Raw genomic sequence first — 20,666 nt, 5'->3', positions numbered from 1 at the left:
TCGGTCAGCGGTGGCGGAGCGGGAGGTCGCGGCCCGGACCCGCGCCGGCCCGCTCAGTGCGCGCACTCGAAGAGGAGGACCTGATCGCGCTGACCGAGCCGGGTAGGACGGAGTGTGGTCATGCCGCCGGTGACGGCCGGCTGCCGGCCGCCGCGTACCCGGTACGTCGCGCGAGCGCGACAGCGCCGGACGGGATCATTCGGCGAGCCTCCTGGTCACCTGGTCCGCGTCCATGCCGCTCACCTGGAGGATCAGATCCGCCGTGCGGTCGGCGTCCATTCCCGCTTCGGCCGCGGCGGAGCGGATCTGGCCGGCCAGTGCGAGCACGGTGCTCGCGGCCAGGAAGCTGCGGATCGAGAAATCCACCCGGAACAGGTCACGGATCCGGGACACCGCCTGTGTGACGAGCAACGAGTGCCCGCCGAGGTCGAAGAAGTCGTCGGCCACCCCCACCCGGTCGAGCTCCAGCACCTCGGCCCAGATCCCGGCGAGCACCCACTCCAGTGGTGCGGTCGGCTCGACGTAGGCACCGGACAGTTCGGGCCGGTCCGCGGCAGGGTCGGGCAGTGCGGCCCGGTCGAGCTTGCCGCTCGGCTGCAGGGGGAATTCCTCCATGAGGACGAACGCCGACGGCACCATGTGGTCGGGCAGCCGGTCGAGCAGGTACCGGCGCAGCTCGCCGACGCTCGGCGGCAACTGGCCCCGGGTGGTGAGGTAGGCCACCAGCCGCTGGTCGGTGGCCGCTCCGCGCAGGAGCACGATGCTGCGCTTGACGTCCTGATGGGAGGTCAGCGCGGCCTCGATCTCTCCCGGCTCGATCCGCAGGCCGCGCAGCTTCACCTGGTGGTCGAGCCTGCCCAGGAACTCCAGCTCGCCCGAGGAACGCCAGCGCGCGGCGTCGCCGGTGCGGTAGAGCCGCCCGGAGGGGGTATTGCCGAACGGGTCGGGCGTGAACCGCTGGGCCGACAGGCCCGGCCGTCGCCAGTAACCGCGCCGCACTCCCGCGCCGCCGATGAAAAGCTCGCCACGCACGCCGACGGGGACGGGTTCACCGTGCGCGTCGAGGACGTACAGGCGCTGGTTGGGCAGCGGCCTGCCCCACGGGATGATGCCGGGGACCGGTTCGGGCCGCCGTACGAGGTGGTAGGTGGAGCAGTACGAAACCTCCGTCATGCCGGCGAGGTTGTAGAGCCGCAGATCCGGCAGCAACTCGCCGAGCCGCTCGGCGAGCCCCGGCGGTAGCCGGTCGCCGCCGAGGACGGCCATACGCAGCGCGGCGCCGTCGAGGCCGGGGCCGCCGTGCACGTGGTTGACCAGCAGTTCGAGGAGTGCCGGCGCGGAACTCCACGTGGTGACCCGGGCGTCGACGAGAAGCCGGCGCAGCTTCACCGGATCGGTGACTTCGAGATCGTCGGGCGGGACCACCACGCACGCGCCCGCGAGCAGGCTGCCGAGGATCTCGTAGACCGACATGTCGTAGTTGAGACTGGATATCGCCAGCATCCGGTCCGCCGGCCCGAGACCGAGCGTCCGGTTCAGTCCGGCGAGCGTGTTCACCACGCCGCCGTGCTCATTGGCCGAGCCCTTCGGCAGGCCGGTGGAGCCCGAGGTGTAGATGACGTAGGCCAGAGTGCGTGCGTGCGCCCACTCGGGCAGTGGTTCCGCGGGCCCCCCGACACCGATGTCGTCCACGAGGACCAGCCCGGGGGAGGGGGCGGCGCCGTTCCTGTCTCCCACGTTCAGCCGCCCGGTGGCGGCCACAGTGCTGTCGGTGACGACGAGCGAGACACCCGAGTCGCGGACCATCAGCTCGATCCGGCCCTGCGGATAGCCGGGGTCGAGCGGCATGTACGCGGCGCCCGCTCTGAGTATGCCGAGCAGAGCGACCACCATGTCCGCCGAGCGGGGAAGGCAGACCCCGACGAGTTGCTCCGGTCGCGCACCCAGCGAGCGCAGCCGGTGCGCGAGCCGGTCGGCGCGCTCGGTCAGCTCGCGGTAGGTGAGCACGGTGCCGCCGCACTCGACCGCCGGGGAGTCCGGCCGGGCCTCCGCCTGCGCGGCGATGAGGGAGTGCAGGCAGCCGGCGGCGTCGGCCGCGCTCGCGTCGCCGTCCCCGGACAGCTCGCCGACCAGCCGGCCCCGCTCGTCCCCCGACAGCAGCGGCAGCCGGTCGACGAGCTGGTCCGGTTCGGTCAGCGCGGCATCGAGCACCCGGACGAACGCGTCGGCGACCCTCCTCGCGGTGGCCGCTTCGAAGAGGTCGGTGCTGAACTCGACCCGGCTGCGCAGCCGGCCGTCCTGCTCCGGGACCAGATCGAGGACGAGGTCGAACTTGCTGGCGTCCTGGTTGGTCGCCAGGTCCAGTTCCGCCACGTCGAGCCCGGCCAACGCGGGCGCCTGGCCCGGCACATCGCGCAGCGCGAGCATCACCTGCACCAGCGGCACAGAGCCGAGCGAGCGGTCCGGCCGCAGCGCCTGGACGAGTTTGCCGAAGGGGATGTCCTGATGCGCGTAGGCCTCGGTGCAGGTTTGCTTCACCTCGGCGAGGAGCGCCGCGAACGACGCCGTGCCCGGAACGTCCACGCGCAGCGGCAAGGTGTTGACGAAGAACCCGGCCAGCGGCTCCAGTTCGGGGTGGGTCCGGCCGGCCAGCGGCGAACCGATCACCACGTCCCGCTCGCCGCTCCACCGCGCGAGCACGACAGCGAACGCCGCCACCAGCACCATGTACGGAGTCGTCCTGTGCCGCTCGGCGAAAGCCGCCACCCGCTTCCAGAGTTCGGACGGGAAGGCGAACGGCTCCGACGCGCCCCGCCACGTGCGCGCCGCCGCAGGCGCGACGTCCGCGGGCAGTTCCAGCACGGGGGCGCCGTCGAGACGCTCCCGCCAGTAGCCGATCTGCTCGTCCAGCGGTCCGGTGGCGAGCCAGTCCCGCTGCCAGACGGCGAAGTCGGCGTACTGCGTTTCGAGCTCCGGCAGCGGCGAGGGCGCACCGCGCCGGAAAGCGTCGTAGAGCGCGCCGAGTTCGCGCAGCAGGACGCCGAGCGACCAGCCGTCGGCGGCGATGTGGTGGAGCCCGAGCACGAGCACGTGGTGGTCGTCGGACAGACGCAACAACCGGGCGCGCACCATGAGGTCGGACGTGAGGTCGAAGGGTGTGGTGGTTTCGGACCGGTACGCGGAGTCGACCGCTTCCTCGCTCGCCGCCGCGTCCAGCACAGGAAGCGGGACCGGCCGGGGGCGCCCGACACGCTGCTCGGGCCGACCGCCCTCGTCGACAAAGGTGGTGCGCAGCACCTCGTGCCGGCGCACGATCTCGTCGAGGGCGCCGCTGAGGGCCTGCCGGTCCAGTTCGCCGCGGAGGCGCAGCGCTCCGGACATCACATAGGCCGTCGATTCCGGGTCCGCCTGCGAGAGGAACCAGAGCCGCTCCTGTGCGTAGGACAGCGGGAAACGCGGCTCAGCACCCTCACGCGGCAGCCGTCGCGGTTTGAGCGCCACCGCCTTTCGCCGGGCAAGCTCCAGGGTGAGCAGCGCCCTGCGCTCCTCCGAGAGCCCCTCCAACGGGAGTTGGGCCGTCTCCCTGGCTGTCCCGCCCGCAGCGCCGCTGTCCGCGTCGCCTTCGTGGGCCGCGGATGTATCCGACTTGACCATGCCCGTTCCTCCCGTTCCTCCAGTTCGGCGTCGCCCTCGTGCGCCTGGACCGCTCACCCGGATCGCATGAGCCGGCCGCCGACCGCGGCGTTCGCGTCGTCGGCCAGCGCGGCCAGGACCAGCTCGGCGGATTCCTGCACGAAGAAATGACCGCCAGGGAAGCTACGGGGCGGCTGTGCGCGCGTCGTGTGCGTGGCCCAGCACCGCTCCGCCGCGGGCCCGTCGACCGTCGGGTCCTGTTCGCCGAGGTAGACGTGCAGCGGACAGTCGAGCGGCGTCTCCGTACGCTGCGTCCTGCGTTCGACGAGACGCAGATCGGCACGCAGCGCCGGCAGCATCTCGTCGAGAAACTCCCGGCTGGCGAGCAATTCCTCCGACATGCCGCCGAGGCCGCGGAGCCAGGTCTCCAGCTCCTCGTCCGAGGCGTCGGACGAAGCCTCCGACGCGCTGTGCCGCTCGGGCGGCTCACTCGCGGCCACGACCAGGGCCACCGGACTCCAGCCGCGTCGGGTACGCAGCTCGTAGGCCAGGTCGAGTGCGAGGACCGCGCCCATGCTGTGACCGAAGAGCATCACCGGTCGCTCCAGCAGCGGTGTCGCGGCGTCGGCGAGTTCCGCGACGGCGTCCTCGAAGCTCGTGGCCGGCGGCTCGGTCGGGCGCCCACCGTGTCCGGGCAGTTCGAGCGCGGCCACGCCAAGGCCCTCAGGAAGCAGCCCCGCCCAGTCCTTGAACAGCCGCGCACCGCCACCTCCGGGCGGCAGACAGAGCAGCCACATCCGGACCTCGTCCGGGTCCGACCACACCCGTAGCGCGTTCATGCAACACCACACTGTTCCCGTTGAGTCAAACGATCTCTGTGAAGTCGCATCGAGGTTCGCAGCCTGTACGGACGCCGACCAGTCGGGGAGTTCCCTTACCCGGCGAAGGGCGGCAACTCCTCGGACACAGCGACGTTCCGTGCCAGACTGCGTTGCGCGCTGACGGTGATTGCGAAGAGGCGACGATGACGGCACCTTGCCTTCTGCCTCGTTGCGTTGTCGGCCCGGCTCGACCCTGGGGCGGCGCGCCGCGGTGGTGCAGGAATCCGAGGTCGATTTCACCTCTTTGGGTCTCCGTTCTCCAGCTCTGCTCCAGTGTGTGTTCGGCGAAAGGTATGAAATGCAGGATCTGGACTTCTCTCTCACGAACCAGGAGATCGAGCAGTTCCATCGCAACGGGTTCATAGGTCCATTTGACCTGTATGAAGCCGAAGAGATGGAGAAGAATCTCCGCGCATTGCGTCCCAAGTTGCTGAGCGGCAAGAAAGCGATCTACAGTCAGGACAAGGCTGTTTCGGGCAGCACGAATCTGGCCAGCTACGACCGGCATCTCGATGTCGACTTCCTGGCGGAGCACATCGCCAGGCCCGAGATCGTCCAACGGGTCTCCAGTCTGCTGGGCCCGGACGTGCTGTGCTGGCGGAGCGAGTTCTTCCCCAAGTACCCCGGTGACGAGGGCACGGACTGGCACCAGGCCGACAATTTCTCGAACGTGGCCGGCTCCAAGCACCCGCAGATCGTCTGGCCTGAGGACGCCGAATTCGGTGGCACCATCACCGTGTGGTCCGCCTTCACCGAGGCGTCGCTCGAAAACGGCTGCCTGCAGTTCATCCCGGGTTCGCACAGGACGATGAACTACGACGAGTCGAAGACGATGACGTACGACGCCGACTCCATCAACAAGAAGGAAAAGGGCGGTGTGCGGAGGGGATTCTTCGGCTATGACTACCGCCAACTGCAGAAGGACCCCGACTGGAGTCCGGACGAGTCGAAGGCCGAATCCCAGGTGATGCGACAGGGCCAGTTCATCATCTTCTGGTCGACGCTGATGCATGCGTCTCACCCGCACAGTGGTCTCACCGACCAGATGCGGCTGGGATTCGCCAGTCGCTATCTTCCGACGTCCGTGAAGGTCTATCCGTACTCCGACGCCCTTGAGGAGTTCGGCGGTGCCGCGAGCCTCGAAAAGTTCGGCAATGTGCTCGTCTCCGGCAAGGACGAATTCCAGCACAACCGATTCGTCGACACCACGGTCAACGGATACCGCTTCCCGGTCCGCTAGGCGGCTGCGCGTCGGCGGGTTCCCCTCCCGGAGGGGGGCGTCCGCCCCCGCACGCCCCGGCACGTCCGAGCCAAGGCCACAGCGCCGAGCGCGAGAGGAGACGAAGTAGCGCCATGAGTGCTTCCGACAATGACGACAAGATCGACGCCTGGGTGGTGGAGACCTGTAAGGATCTCGGCCTTCCGGTCACGGATGCCGACAGTGACTTCTTCGAGGCCGGCGGTACCTCGCTGACCGCGATGAGGCTGATCGGCAAGGCAGAAGGGACATATGGCGAGGACGCCCTGCCCCCCGACGACCTGTACGCCGAGAGCAGGCTGCGGGACATCGCGGCGACGATCCGACGCAACGGTTCGCCCGTGGGCGCCGTCGGCGAGAGCTAGGCGCCACGGTGCTGCCTGACAGCGACAGATGGGTGATGAGGCTCAGGGCGGCGTCCGGCGTGCCGGTCACCCGGCTGATCTGTTTCCCCTACGCAGGCGGAAGCCCCGATCTCTTCAGGGCCTGGGCGGACGGTCTGAGCGCTCACATCGAACTGCTCGCTGTCAGGCTGCCCGGCAGGGGGCCAAGACTGGCGGAAGGCCACTACACCGAGTGGGAGCCGCTGATCGCGGACACCTATGCGGCCCTGGCCCCCTACCTGAACGAGCCCCACGCCTTCTACGGCCACAGCTTCGGGGCACGACTGGCCTACGAACTGGCCCATGTGGCCGTGGCCGAGCACGGTGATCTCACCCGGAGGCTCTTCCTCGCCGCGTCCCGCAGCCCCAGCGATCCCCAACGCCGCCCGTACCTGCACGAGTTGACGGACGCCGGATTCCTGGACGCCCTCCGTGACATGGGTGGCACCCCCGCCGAAGTCCTGGACGACGAGGTGCTGATGAGGCTCTTCCTGCCGACAACGCGCGCGGAGATCCGGCTGGCGGAGTTGTGGGGTGACCGGCACGACAAGGGTGTGACCGTACCCGTCACCGCCCTGTACGGCCAGGACGACCCGATCGACGGGCGCGAGTCCATGCGGGACTGGAAGCTCTTCACCGAGCGGGACTGTGAGCTGCTCGACATGGCCGGCGGGCACTTCTTCCTGGAGACACACAGCCGGCCCTTGCTGGCGGTCGTCAACGCCCGATTGGGGACGTGAGTGGAGAGCCTGGTCTGCACAGCGGAGGCGCTGTCGATCCACAAGGAGATCAATCGGACCGCCGTTCCCTTTCCCGACGAGTCCAGCGTCAAGGATCTCTTCGAGGACTGCGTGGACCGGCACTTCGCCGCCGTGGCCGTCGTCCACCGTGACCGAACGCTGACGTACGGCGAACTCAACGAACTCGCCAACGGTCTCGCGGACGTGCTGCGGTCGCGGGGCGTACACCCGGGCGATGCCGTCGGGGTGTGCGTCGAGCGGTCCCCCGAACTGATCGTGGGCCTGCTCGCGGTGCTCAAGTGCGGTGCGGCCTATCTCCCTTTCGACGCCTCATGGCCCGATGAACGGCTGCGTACCCTGTTCGGTCAGGCCCGCTGTCGCCGGGTGCTCACCGATCGGGACACCGCGCTCGCCGAGCGCTTCCCCGAGTGCGAGGTCGTCCCTGCCACGTACGCCGAGCCGCCGCGCGGCCGGACGAACCCGGCAGTGCCCGTCGGCCCCCAGGACATCGCGTACATCAACTTCACCTCGGGCTCGACGGGCAGACCCAAGGGCGTCACGATCCAGCACCAGGCGATCGCGCGCCTGGTGTTCGGCGCCGTATACGCGCGCCTCGACGCGAACACCACGCTGTTGCAGTTGGCTTCCGTCTCCTTCGACGCGGCGACATTCGAGATCTGGGGTGCGCTGCTCCACGGGGGAACCTGTGTGCTGTACCCCGGGAAGCATGTGCGTCTGTCCGAGCTGAAGCGGGTTCTGGACGAGCACCGTGTCACCGTGCTGTTCCTGACCACGGCCCTGTTCAACACGGTCGTGGACGAGGCGCCCGAGACCCTCGGCGGCCTTGACACCATTCTCACGGGTGGTGAGGCGCACTCCCTCAAGCACATCGAGAAGGCGCTGCGGCACTACGGCCGGGAGCGGTTGGTCAGTGTGTACGGTCCCACCGAGTGCACGACCTTCGCCACGTTCCACCCTGTCAGGGAAGTGCGCCCGGAGGATCCGGCGCTCCCCATCGGCCGGCCGATACAGAACACCCGCTTGTACGTGGTGGACGACGACACGCTGTGCGCACCAGGTGAGACCGGTGAGGTACTGCTGGCGGGCGCCGGCCTTTCTCCGGGGTATCTGGGGATGCCGGACATCACCCGGGAGCGGTTCATCGACCGCGACGTGGCCGGGCTGCCCGAGCGTCTCTATCGCACCGGTGACCGCGCCTATCTCCGCGCCGACGGAGACGTGGTCTTCCAAGGGCGTCAGGACGACCAGGTGAAGGTCAGCGGGTTCCGCATCGAACTCGCCGAAGTGGCCCACCACATAGAGTCCCACCCCACCGTGAAGCAGGCCTATGTGATGGTCACCGAGCGCGCGACGGGGGAAAAGGCGCTGGTGGCCTTCGTCGTGCCGCATGGCGAGGTCTGCACGACCGAGGTGCTGCGGGCACACCTCAGGAGGCGGATCCCCGGGTACATGGTTCCCTCCGGCATCCACCTCTGTGCCGCGCTGCCGCTGACCCCGACCGGTAAGGTCGACCGCCGGGTCCTGCTCTCATCTCACCTTTAAGCAAGGGGAATTACGCCAGTATGATCATCAGTAAGCGCGCGCAGCAGTTCCAGGACGCCCTCCAGGAGCGCGGTCTGGATCTGACCGTCGTCGAACTGCCCGACTCGACCCGCACCGCGGACGACGCGGCCAAGGCGCTGGGCTGCCAGAAGTCCCAGATCGTGAAGTCCCTGGTGTTCCGCGACGAGACGACGGGCGAGGGGGTGATGGTGCTCGCCAGCGGACCGAACCGGGTGAACGAGAAGGCCATCGCGGCTCACGTCGGGGGCAAGATCGGCAAGGCGGACGCGGAGTTCGTCAAGCGGGTCACCGGATACGCCATCGGCGGTGTGCCACCGCTGTGTCACCGCGAGCAGCTAACCGTGCTGGTCGACGAGGATCTGCTGACCTTCGACGAGACCTGGGCCGCCGCCGGCACTCCCAACGCGGTCTTCAAGATTCCAGGAAAGATCGTGGACATCCTGGACGAGCACACGGTGGTTTCCGTCAAGTGAGCCCGCCGGACGGGGAGTCAGCCATACGGGACCCGTATTCGTTCGACGGGCACGCCGAGTTCAGGGCGCGAATACGCCACCTGCTCGCGCAGTCGGTGCTGCCCTACGCGGAGGAGTGGGAACAGAACGCGTACATCCCGGCAAAGGGATGGCGGGCACTGGGCGAGCAGGGTCTGTTGGCGCTCGGACACAGCGGGGAGGACTTCCTGCGCAGTGCGGTCTTCCTGGAGGAGCTGGGCCGAACAGGCTACGCGGGCATCCGGGCGGCTGTCGGGGTGCACGCCTATATGGCCGCCTCCTACCTGGAGTTGTTCGGCACCGCCGAGCAGAAGGCGAGATACCTGCCGCGGATCCGCAGCGGAGAGCGCGTCGTCGCGTTGGCGATCAGCGAGGACGGTGCGGGCTCGGATCTGAGCCGGCTGCGTACAGAGGCCCTGTCGGCCGATGACTCCGGCCGTTACGTCAACGGCTGTAAGTGGCCTGTGGCGAACGGCTCCCGAGCCGACTTGTTCGTCACCCTCGTCAGGACCCGTCAGGCCACCTCGGACAGAGGCCTGACGGGGGCCGGCCTGGTCCTCGTCCACGGACAGAGCCCCGGTGTGACCCGTCGGCCCGAGCCGATGCTCGGCATGCGCAGCGCGGATGTGTGCCGCATCGACTTCGATCAGGTCCGGGTGGAGAACGATCAGTTGATCGGCCGCCCGGATCGCGCGCTGATGTACCTGATGAAGGCACTGGAGTTCGAGCGGCTGGTCGCCGGAATCCTCGCCGTGGGCGGCGTTCACGCTTGTCTGGCGGTGCTCGGAGCATTCGTCCGCGAGCACCACGTGGGAGGCGCGCCGCTCGCCGCGAAGCAGGCGGTCAAGCATCGACTGGCGGATCTGGTGGCGGAGTTCGAGCTGGTACGCCACTTCGCACACCGGGCGGCATGGCGTCACAGCCAAGGCGATCTGGACGGTCAGACCGCCTCGATTCTCAAACTGAGGGCGACGGAACTGGCGGTCGAGACGGCCCGGATCTGTGTCCAGTACCACGGTGCGCAGGGCTATGCCGAGGGTTCGGCGGCGGCTCGCCACTATCGCGACGCGATGGCGGGAACGATCGCCGCGGGCGCCAGCGAGCTGATGCGTGACATGATCTTCGAGGGCATGTCGTACGGACCGTGAGCGGAGCCGACCGCCGGTTCGATTCGAGCCACGCTCAGCCTCGCCGCTTCACTCGGGTACCACCGGCCATGGGGCTGAAAGGCGAAAGTGCCCTGCCCGCCCGGCGACCATGAACCTTGAGAGGCTCTGTCCGTCCAGGCGGAGGCACTTTCCTGGCTGGGCCACAAGATCGCGTCCCAAGGCGATCCGATCTGCGCGCGCCGCCGGTCTACGCCGGTCGGCCGGAGAACTGCGTGTCCGTGATCGTGCTCGCCCGGCCGATCGAGGCGGCGACCTGGGCCCGCGAACCGACCTTGAGCTTCTTGAAGATCCTGCCGAGATGGGTCTCCACCGTCTTGTGGCTGAGCTGGAGCGCACGGGCGATCTGCTGATTGGTGTAGCCGTCGCTGACCAACACCGAGATCTCCCGCTCCCGGCAACTCAGCCGGGTCAGCCGGGCGTCGGCCGACTGACGGGGTGCGTTCGCGGCCAGGCTGACGGTGTATTCCAGATAGCCGTGTGCTCCGCACCCGTCGAGCAACAGCCGGGCTTCGTTGAGCTGGCTGTGCGCCACCGCCGAATCGACGACGGCCCAGGCCGCCGCAGCGGCCAGGTGCGCGCGGGCCACGTCGAGCAGCCGCCCCGCTCTGGTCAGCGTGACGACCGCGCTGGACGCGAAGGCGGCGGCCAGGAGCGGATCGGCTCGCCGCTGCTGGTGCGCGCGGGCCAGCAGCGCCAGTCCGGTCGCACCCGGTAGTTGTAGTCGGCCGGCGGCCGCTTCGGCCGCCGTCGCCCACCGCTCCGCCTCCGCCTCCGCGTCCGACCCGCTCCGCTGCGACTCCAGGCGGGCCAGGATCTCAGCGGCGGCCGGGGCCAGCGCGATGATCGGGAACGTGGCCGCGCGCCGCACGGTCCCCGTTGACAGGAGAGCCTTGCACAACTCCTGGTCACCCGTGTCGAAGGTCGTCTCAAGCAGCGCCAGGCGCACGCGGTCCGCCCAGGGCTCCCGCCACGCCTCCGCCTGCTCCGCGGCCCTGCGCGCCGTGATCCAAGCGGTCGCCTGGTCGCCGTTGATCCACATCGCCCTGGCAAGCCCGGCACCGGTCTCGGCCATGAGGTGGTCGGCGCCGATCCGTTCCGCGGCACGCATCGCCTGGCGTCCCGACTCGATCGCGAGGTCGATTCGCCCCAGACGCAGGCAGGCCTCGGCGAGCCCTGTGGCGAACTGCGGGATCAGATACTCGAGTTCGTACGCCGCAGCCAGGCCGAGGCCGCGCTCGAAGTGGCGTGCGGCCTCGGCGTCCTGCTCAAGTCGGGACTGGCCCCTGGCCAGCCAGTACAGAGCGTCGAGCCGTCCGATGAGGGTGAGGTCGTCCAGACCGTCGAGCAGGCCGGCCATCTCACGGAGCCGGACGGCGGCACGCCCCGTACGGCCCGAGTCCGCCTCCTGGGCACCGAGCAGCGAACAGGCGTACGCGCGGGCCAACGGGTCGTGCTGTCCGGCGGCCCACCGAATTCCGGGGGCGTCACCGCCGGGCAGGCTTCCTCGTTCCAGCGTGGCCGCGAGTTGCGCCAGCTCAACCAGCGCGAGTGCCTCGGGTTCGGCGGCCACCTCTGCCCGCACGGTCTCCAGCAGCGTCTCGGCGAGGGCGTGCCTGCCCAGCAGACGCTGGGCCCACGCCCGCCACTCGGCTGCCTCCGCCCGGACGATCAGCGGAACATCGATGCACGGCCGCGAGGTCCGATCGAGGATCTCCAGGGCCTCCCTCGGCCGTCCTGCGACGACCAGGGCTTTACCCGTGCGAACACGCTGCTCGTAGAGCCTGATCTCGTCGCCGGGGGATTGGCCGAACTCGCGCGGTAGCAACCTTGACCGGACGTGGTCGGCCACGGGCGTCCGGGACGGCATCGGTTCGAGCGCCGAGTGGGTCCATGCGGCAGGCAGTCGCATGAGCTCGCTGGCCGCGGAGTGCGCGGCCAGCCGCCATTTCTCACCGGTGGTGTGATAAATCGTCTCCCGCAGCGCGGGATGGCGGAAACGGTAGGTGCCCTCCAGCCCGCAGAGCCGGATGATGTCCTCGCGCAGAAGCTCCGTGGTGGCCGCCGCGAGACGTTCGGTGGGCAGCGCGGCCACGGACCGCATCTCCTGGAGGGTGAAACTCTCGCCCAGGACGGCGGCCGACTGTGCGGCGAGCCAGCCGTCGTCGGACACGGCGCGCAACTCGTCCAGGAAGCGGGCGAACGGTGCGAGTTTCGAGCCGTCAGGCGCGGTCCCCTCGTAGGCGCCGTGGGAAGCCGACAGGGCCAGCAACAGCCCTGGATTGCCGCCCGCACGGCTGAGCAGGGTCTTGCGCAGCGGCCGGGCCGTTCCCTTCGGTAGGAGAGCGGTCAGCTCCTGCTCGGGCAAGGGGCCGAGTTCGATTCTGTGTGACCCGGGGATGGATGCCAGGAGTCCGCTCAGGTGGAGCGGCGACTGCCGGTCGCGATGGGCGACCACGATCAACAGTCGGGCATGGGGCGGCGTGCGTACGAGGCTCTCCAGCAGGTCCAGGGAGACCGGGTCCGCCCAGTGGATGTTGTCCAGGGCCAGCACCAGGCCGTTCGACCCGGCCAGCTCGCGCAACGCCTGGCGCAGCGCCGATCCCATCGCGCCCGCCGGTACAGCCGGCGGGGAAGCCGCAGGACCGGGGTGAGCCTTCCGGTCGAGGGCGGGGAACACCGGTACGAGGACGCGTTGGTGGGCGACCGGTATGGCCTCCAGCACCGCCTCGGCCCTTTCGGACAGAATCTCCTCGAAGGCGTCGGCGAAGAGCTGGTAGGGCGAAGCACTCGCAGTGGGGACCGCGGCGGCGTGGGCGACGGCCCAGCCTCGCTCTCTCGCTGTCCCGACGATCTGCTGCAGCAACCGGGTCTTGCCGATCCAGGGCTCGCCGTGAATCTCCACGATCGCGGGCACGGAACGATTCGGATCGAGGAGGTTCGCCATGTCCTCCGCCGTCAGCGCGGCTCGCTCGGCCGCTGGATGCCGCGGAGATGACTCACTGCCGGCCATGAACGGCGGTCACCTCCTGAGCCGACGTCTCCGTCGTACTCGGCGTGCGACTCTCGGCCACCATCGCGCGGCGCAGACTCAAAGGCCGCATGTCGGTCCAGTGCGTTTCTATGTATTCCAGGCATTTTTCCCTGGACGCCGGCTCTTGCACGGCTCGCCAGCCGGCCGGGAGTGTCCTTCCCTCTGGCCAGATTGAGTACTGCTCTTCCTCGTTGACGACAACGAGATGGCGCTCGGATTCGTCGATGGACATACTTCTCCCCCATAGAGACGTGCAACTGCAGGCACGGCCAGCAGCCTATGTGAACGGCAGCTTATACACCATCTTCTTTGGAGGGTCGACCAAAGACGACGGTGCGGTGCGGTGCCCGATGCCCTTCGTCAGGGGGTACTGGCCGGACGGCGGAGTGAATGATCTTGCAAATGCGCCGAGGTCGGCAATCCGGATGTGTTGAGAAAAGAACGGCTGGTTTTGCACTGTGCATCCGGACGGAATGTGTTCCTGGAAGTACGGCAACGTCGTTGCCTACCCGGTCGTTCCGGATCGGTGACCAGCGGCCCGGCCCCACTGGGCGAAGCGCTGGTGGACCGCGGGCCGGGCCGCCCGCGGACCGAAGGCAGCGCGGCCTTCCAGGCTCCGCTCTCGGCGCCCATTTGTTCCGTGTTGTGTACACCTTTACCGTCTGATCCGTGGGCGTCATAGAAACACCTAATTTTTCAAATGGCGCGCCTGACCGGCCGGCCCAGGGGCGAACTGTGCAATGTTTTGACGCAATCTTGAACATGAACCGCATTGGAATCCCGGGAAACGGCCCCGAAAGACTTTGAACCACGGCACCGCCTAGGCCTACTTCGCCTACTTCGCCGCTTGGGTGAGGAAGGAAATCCTCGCCCAATTCGGGTCAATGAGGGCCGCAAACCTGAGAAGACCACATCCGTGATCGAAAGAAGGATCAGGTCCGTACCCCACCTGGAACCCGGAGCTACGGACGGCGTTCCTTCGACGGTCGCAGGGAAAGAGGCAGCTCGGCTGCCACGAAACTGCGCGGCGGTCCGTGGTGGTTCGCCAACGTGCCGAGACGACTGCCGCTCTCAACCCAAGAGCGACTGGAGCAGCCGCAGCACGGCAGTGACCAGGGCGTCGGCCGCGCCGGTGGCCATGGCGAGAGCGAAGTGCCGTGCGGCGCGGCTCCACAGGGCGCCGGTGGGCGTCGCGTCTGTGGTTGAGGGGGCCTGCTCCTGTGGCGTTGCGTGGGTGAGGTCCATGACGTTCTCCTTGCTCCGTGCGGGATCGGCACGGCCGCGGGGCGCGACCGGTGAGATGCCGATGGAGCAGCATCCGGAGGGTTTCCGGCGACCGCCTGTCCGGGGTGAAGGGCCATCGCTAGCCTGGTCGGGACGGCCGTGGCGGGTATTCCGGAGGGTTCCGGGACCGGGCGCGGGCCGGAAGGGCCAGAGCCGGAGGCGGTGCAGGGATGGGACGCAAGACCGAGCGGTTCTTCGCCGAGTTGAAGAAGGCGTACGAGGCCGCAGGTGAACCGACGCTCGGTCAGATGCGGCGCTTGGGAGGTCGGCCAACGACCGCGCTGAGGCCGGGCAGTTCAAGCCTCAGCGAGTGGCTGGGCGGCATCTCGGTTCCCGCGAAGGCGAGCGAAGTCTTCCTTCTCGACCTCGTCGCCTACCTTCGCCGACGTGCCGGTGCCCCCGCCAACGTCCCTGCTGACAGGGCGTATTGGCTGCGCCTGGTGCGCGCCGCACGTAAGGAGCGGGCAGCGGAACGGCCCGGCGGCCGGCCCCGGGCCCTGAAACCAGAAGCAGGGCCGGTGTCCGGGCCGGTTACGCTGCCGCCACCGCCCGCCGACTTCGCGGGCCGTACCGCCGAACTCGGCCAAGTCCTGCGCTGTTTGGACCCGGAAGCCGCCGAATCCGAGACCTCGGCCGCAGTCGTCGTTTCGGCGGTGGCGGGGATGGGCGGGGTCGGCAAGACCGCACTCGCCCTGCACGCGGCCCATCAGGCGCACGGGCGCGGTTGGTTTCCGGGAGGCGCCGTCTTCGCGGACCTGCGCGGGTACAGCGCGCAGGGCTCCGTGCGCGCGGGCGCTGTCGCGGAAAGGCTGCTGCGAGCCATGGGCGTACCGGCACGGCAGTTACCCGGCACCGACGACGGCGCGGTGGATGCCTGGCAAGGCCTGCTCAACTCCCTGACAGCGAAAGGAACTCCGCTGTTGGTGGTGCTGGACAACGTACGTGACCTGGGCCAGGTCGGCGCGCTGCTGCCCAGGTCGCCGCACCGGTCCCTGGTCACCTCACGGCAGGCGCTCTCGTCCTTGCCCGCCCACCGCGTGAGCCTCGCACCGCTGCCACCGGACGAGGCGGTGGCCGTACTGGACACGGCGCTACGGGCGGGGGAGACCGACGACGTACGCTGCGCCACCGATCCGGTCGCAGTCCTGGACCTGGCCGAGTTGTGCGGCCGACTGCCGCTCGCGTTGCGCATTACGGCCGCGCTGCTGCGAGCGGACCCCGATCGGCAGTTGTCGGCCCACGCAGCGGACTTACGCGAGGTCCGCAACCGACTGGACGCGCTGGAACTCGACGAGGAAGACACCGAGGGCCGGCCCCTGGCGGTGCGGGCCAGCCTCGACCTGTCGTACCGGCACCTGACGACGCAGCCGGCCCGCGCCCTGCGCCTGCTCGCCACCACGCCGGGCCCGGACGTCTCGACGGCCACTGCCGCCGTCGTACTCGACCTCCCCCGCCCTGATGCCCGCCGCCACCTCGCCGGTCTGGCCCGCCATCATCTGCTCACCCGCACCGACCTGCGTGGCGCGGACACCGACGCACTGCTGTCGCCCGAGGACGCCGAACGGTGGTCGCTGCACGACCTGGTACGGCTCTACGGGGCCGAGCAGGCCGACCGGCATCCGTCCGAGGCCGCGGCCGCGGCGGGGAGAATCGACGGACGTTTCACGAAGCTGACGGCAGCCGCACGCGACTGTCTAGGCAGCACGACGGGCGGGGCGCCGCCCACTCATGATTTCACCAGTGCCGTACAGGCGCTGGCCTGGCTCGATGCCGAACGGGCCAACGTCGTCGCCCTGGTGGCCGCCGCCCGGCACGGCGGGCGCTGGCGCTCGGCTTACACGATCCCCTTCAACCTTCACCACTACCTGGAGGAGGGCTGGTTCGGCGCCGACGCCTATGAGTGCGGCGTGCACGCGGTGGAAGCAGCCAGACATCTGACGCCGGCAGATCTGGCAGCCGCGCTGGCCTTCGTCGGGAATGCCTGCCGTCTGACAGGCCGTTTCGACGAGGGAATTGAACGGCTGACCGAAGCCGTGGGTGCGGCAGCGAACGCCGGCAACGCGGGTGCGCTCAGCTCGGCGCTCCACAACCTTGGCCTGGTCCACGCGCTGCGCCGTGAATGGGACAGGGCCGAACGCGCCCACAGCCTGGACGTCGAACTCTCCCGGAACTGCGGCGACCGGCGGGGCGAAGCCATGGCGCTGGCCGCTCTCGCGCATACCCTCCGCCGGAAGGGCAGCCCCGAGGCCGCGACCGCGGCATTGGTCCGAGCGGCGCGCCTCGTCCACGAAACGAGCGACGTGCACGGAAGCGCCATGGTGGCGCTGACCCACGCACAATCCCTGCTGGAAGATCCTCGGACACCGTTGGCCGCGCTGACCTTCCTGGCGTCGGCGGTCCGCGACTTCCGGGAAACAGGCTCACAGGCGAAAGTGGCGGTCGCCTCTATCGGACTCGGCACCGCCTACTGGACGCGGTGCCCGGCCCGCCACGGCTCGGCGGCGATCCGATGGATCCGGGAAGGACTAGCACTTGCCGAAGAAGGCACAGACCATCAACTCATCGCCCAGGCCCTGTGCCAACTCGGTACCTTCCTCGCGCATACAGGAGATCGCGCCGGCGCCCGCCCGATACTGGAACGAGCTGTAGTCGCCTGCACCGAAGTCGGCGACACCGAACGCACCCGAACGGCCCGCTCGACACTGGCCCACCTGGGCAAGCCCAAAAGGCCGTTGATCTGCGACGAGACGGGTCCGCAGGGGCTCCACGAGCCGTTCGACATCGCAGAAGCCATCGAAAGCATCGCCGCAGGCGCCCCCAATTCCACTCTCGTCGTCGGTGACCCAGTCTGGCTGGCCCTCGCCGGCGCCGATAAGTCCCCCGCCCCAGGCACACCGTGAGAGGTTTTCTCCAACAGTTACTGGCGTGCGGCGGCGCTTCTCCGAAGGCTACGCCGGGTGCGCCGGCTCCACACCGTGTGCCCGACGAGAGCGACAGCAGAAGCGATTGCAGCAATGCGAATCGCGTTCCAGGTTACTGAAAAATTAAGCCCTTGCGCATCGGCCTCCGCACCCAATCGCAGGGTGGCCTCGAAGAAGGCAATCAATGGCACAAGAAGGCGGAGCAAGAGGCCGCTAATTCCGGGAGTTCGCGCTAGGTTCCCGACGAGTCCCACGGGTGCACCAAACACGAAAGACGCTACCCCCCACACGGCAATTTGCCCCTCGCGGGAGGCGCCGGATTCCAGTCCGGTCGGGACGGAGGTGGCCGGTTCCATTCCCGCCGGAATGGTGGGGTTCATATCCTTGAAAAGATAGTATGTGACCACACCGATGGCCAACCCTAAAGATGCCAGCAAGGCTGACTCGATCTTGGAACGGCAAAGACAGCCCACCAAGAACGCATAACAGGCCCACGGCCAGCCACTGGAGAAAAGAATACTCACGGAAACGCAAACGGGGTTGTCCCATTTCCCCGCGACAGGGCCCACCAGGCCGAGCAGCAATCCCGTCCCGAGCGACGCAGCGACCGGCACAACGTGCGTACGCAGACTGCTTGTGATCTCTCTTCCCCGTTCAGTGAGTCAGCCATAGTCGCAGATGGCGCCACCCTGAGGCTGCGCGGGCGACCGCACAGCCCCTGAGTGGCGCAGCAACCTACCGCACCTTCCGAAGAGCTATCGCCTGGTGCGGGAGCAGAACCTAATCCACGCTGTAGTAGGTGGAGCAGGTGTAGGCGAAACCGGCAATGCGGCTCGCGTTGGAGGTGTCGCCGGCCGCGGCGTGATCGTAAGAGCTGCCGTTCCCGATCTTCGCCGTGGACGAGTGCCCCTTCGTCTGCTGCGCGTAGTTCGAGTAGCACTTCTTCATGATTGTGCCGCCGGATGTGGTGCTGTACCAGCCGTAACACCATGTGCCACCGCTGGACGGGCTGATGCACGCCTCCGACATCGGCTGAACGGTACCCGGCGAAGCGTCCATCTTGAACGTCACCACACCCCACTCAGAGGGGTTACCCAGCTCTGCGGGGGCCTTGGTGCCGTCCCCGCGGTGGTGGACGGTGACGGTGGCGCCGGCGGTGGTAGTCACCTGAGTACTGTCTGCGGTGGCCGGCGCAGCGAGGCCGACAGCCGCGATAGCGGCACCCGCGAAAGCGAAAGTGACGGATCTACCGGTGATCTTCATTGAATCCCCTCCCGTGATTCCCCCTGTTGGGAACAGGAGAAATCTTCCGCAGGTCCGCACCAATCTGTAAAGGGATTTAGAACCAGGTGGCCGAAAACTCGGCCTGGCCGGGTCCGATCGCCTCAGTCCGGACATTTCCCCACTTCGCGACGCTCGCTTCGGGGGGTTGCGTCCGATATTTCGTTGAAGATCTCACAGCTACGCCGCCAGTCGCCTATCGCCTCGAACTGAGAATGCTGGCTGAAATCCGAACTTCGGAGTGTCATATTCCGTCTTCAGTAGCCAACTCGGAGTATTGTATTCCGCCTTTGGTGGCTAACTGGAAGAAGTATATTCCGCCTTAGGCGGCCAACCTCGGGCTTTCGTGTCTGGTCTCGGTGTCCGGTCTCGGGCCGGAACGCGACAGTGGCTCCAGCCGGTCGGAACCGGTCGGAGCCACTGTCGTATTGCCCGGTGAGAGCAATGGCGGAGGATACGAGATTCGAACTCGTGAGGGGTCGCCCCCCACACGCTTTCCAACTGTTCACGAGGCCGTGCGCGGGGATGCAGAGACGTTCTGACCTGCGTGGAACGGCGGGCCGGGCCGTGTTCCGCGGCGATCGGGCTAGCCGTGGTGGCGCACCAAGGGCGCCCGACCCCCGCGGTAGATGTTGACCTCGTTGTGGATGTCGCCGACGTTGAAGTTGATCAGGCCGCCGCAGGCGAGGAGGCAGAAACCGGTCGGGGTTGTGGGAGGCGTCGGCGCCGCTGAGATCAGCACTGTCGTTTCGGCGTTCGAGGCGCTGCAGTTGTCGTTGCCGTTGTAGGCGGCGGTGATCGAGTGCGTGCCAACGGTGGACAGGTTGGCCGTGTACGCCGCGGCCCCGGCTGCGGTGACGGGGACGGTGGCCAGAATGTCGCCGCCGTCGAAAAACGTCATGCCCAGGCCGCCGCTGGGATCATCCGCGCAGGCCACCATCGCGGTCAGATTCACCGGTTGGCCGATCGTCGCGGCCGATGGTGACGCCTGGGCCGTGGTCGTCGACGCCTCCGCCGCCGCTGCCGGCGAGGAGAAGGCCACTACCGCCGTCAAGGCGGCGAGGGGGACCAGGTTCCAGGCTGCCCGATCGTTCCAACGTGTCACTGTTCGACTCCTTGTTCGGGCACATGCCGAGGTCGACGCGGTACTCCAGTAGCGACACAGTAAGGGGCTAATCCTGCCATTACATGACAAAAATTGGCGATCCGCGGATCTGGTCACGGAGGTTCCCCCGGATGGGCGGGACCTGGGCATCACACGGGTGGGCGCCTGCCCGGCATCACGCCGGGCAGGCGCCCACACCCCCCACGCGGCGCCAGGCAGGCCGCCGCACCCCTCGACGGGGTTCGGGGCAGGCCCTAGATCCCGGGTGGTGAAACGCGCGTGTACGTGCGGGAGTTGCTGACGCCGCCGGCCGTGGTGACGTTGACGGAGACAGGCCCCGCCGGTCCCGCGGGCGCTTGGGCGACGACGGTGGTGTCGGACAACACGGTGAACGCGGCGGGTACGGCACCGAAGGAGACGGTGGTCGTGGTGGTCATCGCGGTGCCAGTGAGGGTGATGCCGGCCCCCGCGTCCGTCGGCCCCAGAGCCGGCGAGAGAGCGGTGAGCACCGGGGCCGCCACGTAGGTGTACACCACGGTGTTGCTGGTCCCGCCCGGCCCGGTGGCGGTGACGGGCACCGCTCCTGTTCCGGCGGGTGCCACGGCGGTGATCTGCGTCGCGGAGTTGACGGTGAACGTGGTGGCGGCGTTGCCGCCGAAGGCCACCGCCGTGGCTCCGGACAGGCCGGTGCCGGTGAGGGTGACCGTTGTACCGCCCGACGCCGGACCCTGGTTGGGGGAGACGGCGATGAGGGAGGGCGCGTTCAGGTAGAAGAAATAGACGGGGCCGGTGGTGCCGCCGACGGTGGTGGCGGTGACGGGCACCGCTCCTGTTCCGGCGGGTGCCACGGCGGTGATCTGCGTCGCGGAGTTGACGGTGAACGTGGTGGCGGCGTTGCCGCCGAA

General features: G+C 68.4%; 15 protein-coding genes. 7 read left to right on the top strand and 8 right to left on the bottom strand.

The genetic code is table 11. The annotated features are described in order from the left end of the window. Positions 1–195: 195 nt before the first annotated feature. Complete coding sequence (locus ACZ63I_RS28775) at positions 196–3,654, bottom strand: non-ribosomal peptide synthetase (protein WP_469342067.1); 3,459 nt, start codon at positions 3,652–3,654, stop codon at positions 196–198. Positions 3,655–3,707: 53 nt separating this feature from the next. Further along, positions 3,708–4,472 carry a thioesterase II family protein gene (locus ACZ63I_RS28770; protein WP_469342066.1) on the bottom strand — a complete coding sequence of 255 codons (765 nt, stop codon included), beginning with the start codon at positions 4,470–4,472 and terminating at the stop codon, positions 3,708–3,710. Positions 4,473–4,812: 340 nt separating this feature from the next. On the opposite strand from ACZ63I_RS28770, the gene ACZ63I_RS28765 reads away from it, so the two are divergent. The 6 genes from ACZ63I_RS28765 (at position 4,813) to ACZ63I_RS28740 (ending at position 10,118) form a co-directional block, all read left to right on the top strand. Further along, complete coding sequence (locus ACZ63I_RS28765; RefSeq protein WP_469342065.1) at positions 4,813–5,754, top strand: chlorinating enzyme; 942 nt, start codon at positions 4,813–4,815, stop codon at positions 5,752–5,754. Between the two features lie 113 nt (positions 5,755–5,867). Beyond that, positions 5,868–6,137, top strand: a complete 270-nt coding sequence (locus ACZ63I_RS28760) for an acyl carrier protein (protein ID WP_469342064.1) — start codon at positions 5,868–5,870, stop codon at positions 6,135–6,137. 35 nt (positions 6,138–6,172) lie between these two features. Further along, positions 6,173–6,895, top strand: a complete 723-nt coding sequence (locus ACZ63I_RS28755; protein ID WP_469342063.1) for a thioesterase II family protein — start codon at positions 6,173–6,175, stop codon at positions 6,893–6,895. Continuing rightward, positions 6,896–8,458: an amino acid adenylation domain-containing protein gene (locus tag ACZ63I_RS28750; RefSeq protein WP_469342062.1), complete on the top strand. Its 1,563-nt coding sequence runs from the start codon at positions 6,896–6,898 to the stop codon at positions 8,456–8,458. It abuts the gene before it with no gap. A 20-nt stretch (positions 8,459–8,478) separates the two neighbouring features. Beyond that, a complete protein-coding gene (locus tag ACZ63I_RS28745) occupies positions 8,479–8,952 on the top strand; it encodes a YbaK/EbsC family protein (protein WP_469342061.1) in 474 nt (157 codons plus the stop codon). Beyond that, entirely contained in the window at positions 8,949–10,118 is a 1,170-nt protein-coding gene (locus ACZ63I_RS28740; RefSeq protein ID WP_469342060.1) for an acyl-CoA dehydrogenase family protein, read from the top strand. Before ACZ63I_RS28745 ends, ACZ63I_RS28740 begins: the two co-directional genes overlap by 4 nt. 208 nt (positions 10,119–10,326) lie before the next feature. Here the strand turns inward: ACZ63I_RS28740 and ACZ63I_RS28735 are convergent, their stop codons facing one another. The 3 genes from ACZ63I_RS28735 to ACZ63I_RS28725 all read right to left on the bottom strand — a co-directional run bounded on the left by ACZ63I_RS28735 (position 10,327) and on the right by ACZ63I_RS28725 (position 14,415). Then, on the bottom strand, positions 10,327–13,149 hold the full coding sequence (locus tag ACZ63I_RS28735; RefSeq protein WP_469342059.1) for a helix-turn-helix transcriptional regulator: 2,823 nt from the start codon (positions 13,147–13,149) through the stop codon (positions 10,327–10,329). After that, on the bottom strand, positions 13,136–13,402 hold the full coding sequence (locus ACZ63I_RS28730; protein ID WP_469342058.1) for an MbtH family protein: 267 nt from the start codon (positions 13,400–13,402) through the stop codon (positions 13,136–13,138). The genes ACZ63I_RS28735 and ACZ63I_RS28730 overlap by 14 nt, the downstream gene beginning before the upstream one ends. Positions 13,403–14,241: 839 nt before the next feature. Then, complete coding sequence (locus tag ACZ63I_RS28725; protein WP_469342057.1) at positions 14,242–14,415, bottom strand: hypothetical protein; 174 nt, start codon at positions 14,413–14,415, stop codon at positions 14,242–14,244. Positions 14,416–14,624: 209 nt separating this feature from the next. Between ACZ63I_RS28725 and ACZ63I_RS28720 the strand changes: the two genes are divergently transcribed. Further along, positions 14,625–17,354, top strand: coding sequence for a hypothetical protein (locus ACZ63I_RS28720; RefSeq protein ID WP_469342056.1), 2,730 nt, complete (start codon positions 14,625–14,627; stop codon positions 17,352–17,354). Between the two features lie 801 nt (positions 17,355–18,155). Here the strand turns inward: ACZ63I_RS28720 and ACZ63I_RS28715 are convergent. From ACZ63I_RS28715 to ACZ63I_RS28705, 3 genes are all read right to left on the bottom strand, one after another. Then, positions 18,156–18,542 carry a lactococcin 972 family bacteriocin gene (locus tag ACZ63I_RS28715; RefSeq protein ID WP_469342055.1) on the bottom strand — a complete coding sequence of 129 codons (387 nt, stop codon included), beginning with the start codon at positions 18,540–18,542 and terminating at the stop codon, positions 18,156–18,158. Between the two features lie 700 nt (positions 18,543–19,242). Continuing rightward, on the bottom strand, positions 19,243–19,761 hold the full coding sequence (locus ACZ63I_RS28710; RefSeq protein WP_469342053.1) for an Ig-like domain-containing protein: 519 nt from the start codon (positions 19,759–19,761) through the stop codon (positions 19,243–19,245). A 254-nt stretch (positions 19,762–20,015) separates the two neighbouring features. Next, positions 20,016–20,666: IPT/TIG domain-containing protein (locus ACZ63I_RS28705; RefSeq protein ID WP_469342051.1), on the bottom strand; the 651-nt coding region annotated here is incomplete at its 5' end.

The sequence above is a fragment of the Streptomyces sp. NPDC087906 genome (genome assembly GCF_055584925.1).
Note: the sequence above shows the minus strand (reverse complement) of the source record. Positions and strands in the feature narration are given on the sequence as shown.

What these genes read in the sequence shown, in the direction of transcription:
- ACZ63I_RS28760 (WP_469342064.1), top strand. Translation starts at nt 5,868, where the DNA reads ATGAGTGCTTCCGACAATGACGACAAGATCGACGCCTGGGTGGTGGAG.
- ACZ63I_RS28745 (WP_469342061.1), top strand. Translation starts at nt 8,479, where the DNA reads ATGATCATCAGTAAGCGCGCGCAGCAGTTCCAGGACGCCCTCCAGGAG.
- ACZ63I_RS28735 (WP_469342059.1), bottom strand. Translation starts at nt 13,149, where the DNA reads ATGGCCGGCAGTGAGTCATCTCCGCGGCATCCAGCGGCCGAGCGAGCC.
- ACZ63I_RS28730 (WP_469342058.1), bottom strand. Translation starts at nt 13,402, where the DNA reads ATGTCCATCGACGAATCCGAGCGCCATCTCGTTGTCGTCAACGAGGAA.
- ACZ63I_RS28720 (WP_469342056.1), top strand. Translation starts at nt 14,625, where the DNA reads ATGGGACGCAAGACCGAGCGGTTCTTCGCCGAGTTGAAGAAGGCGTAC.
- ACZ63I_RS28770 (WP_469342066.1), bottom strand. Translation starts at nt 4,472, where the DNA reads ATGAACGCGCTACGGGTGTGGTCGGACCCGGACGAGGTCCGGATGTGG.
- ACZ63I_RS28755 (WP_469342063.1), top strand. Translation starts at nt 6,173, where the DNA reads ATGAGGCTCAGGGCGGCGTCCGGCGTGCCGGTCACCCGGCTGATCTGT.
- ACZ63I_RS28725 (WP_469342057.1), bottom strand. Translation starts at nt 14,415, where the DNA reads ATGGACCTCACCCACGCAACGCCACAGGAGCAGGCCCCCTCAACCACA.
- ACZ63I_RS28775 (WP_469342067.1), bottom strand. Translation starts at nt 3,654, where the DNA reads ATGGTCAAGTCGGATACATCCGCGGCCCACGAAGGCGACGCGGACAGC.
- ACZ63I_RS28765 (WP_469342065.1), top strand. Translation starts at nt 4,813, where the DNA reads ATGCAGGATCTGGACTTCTCTCTCACGAACCAGGAGATCGAGCAGTTC.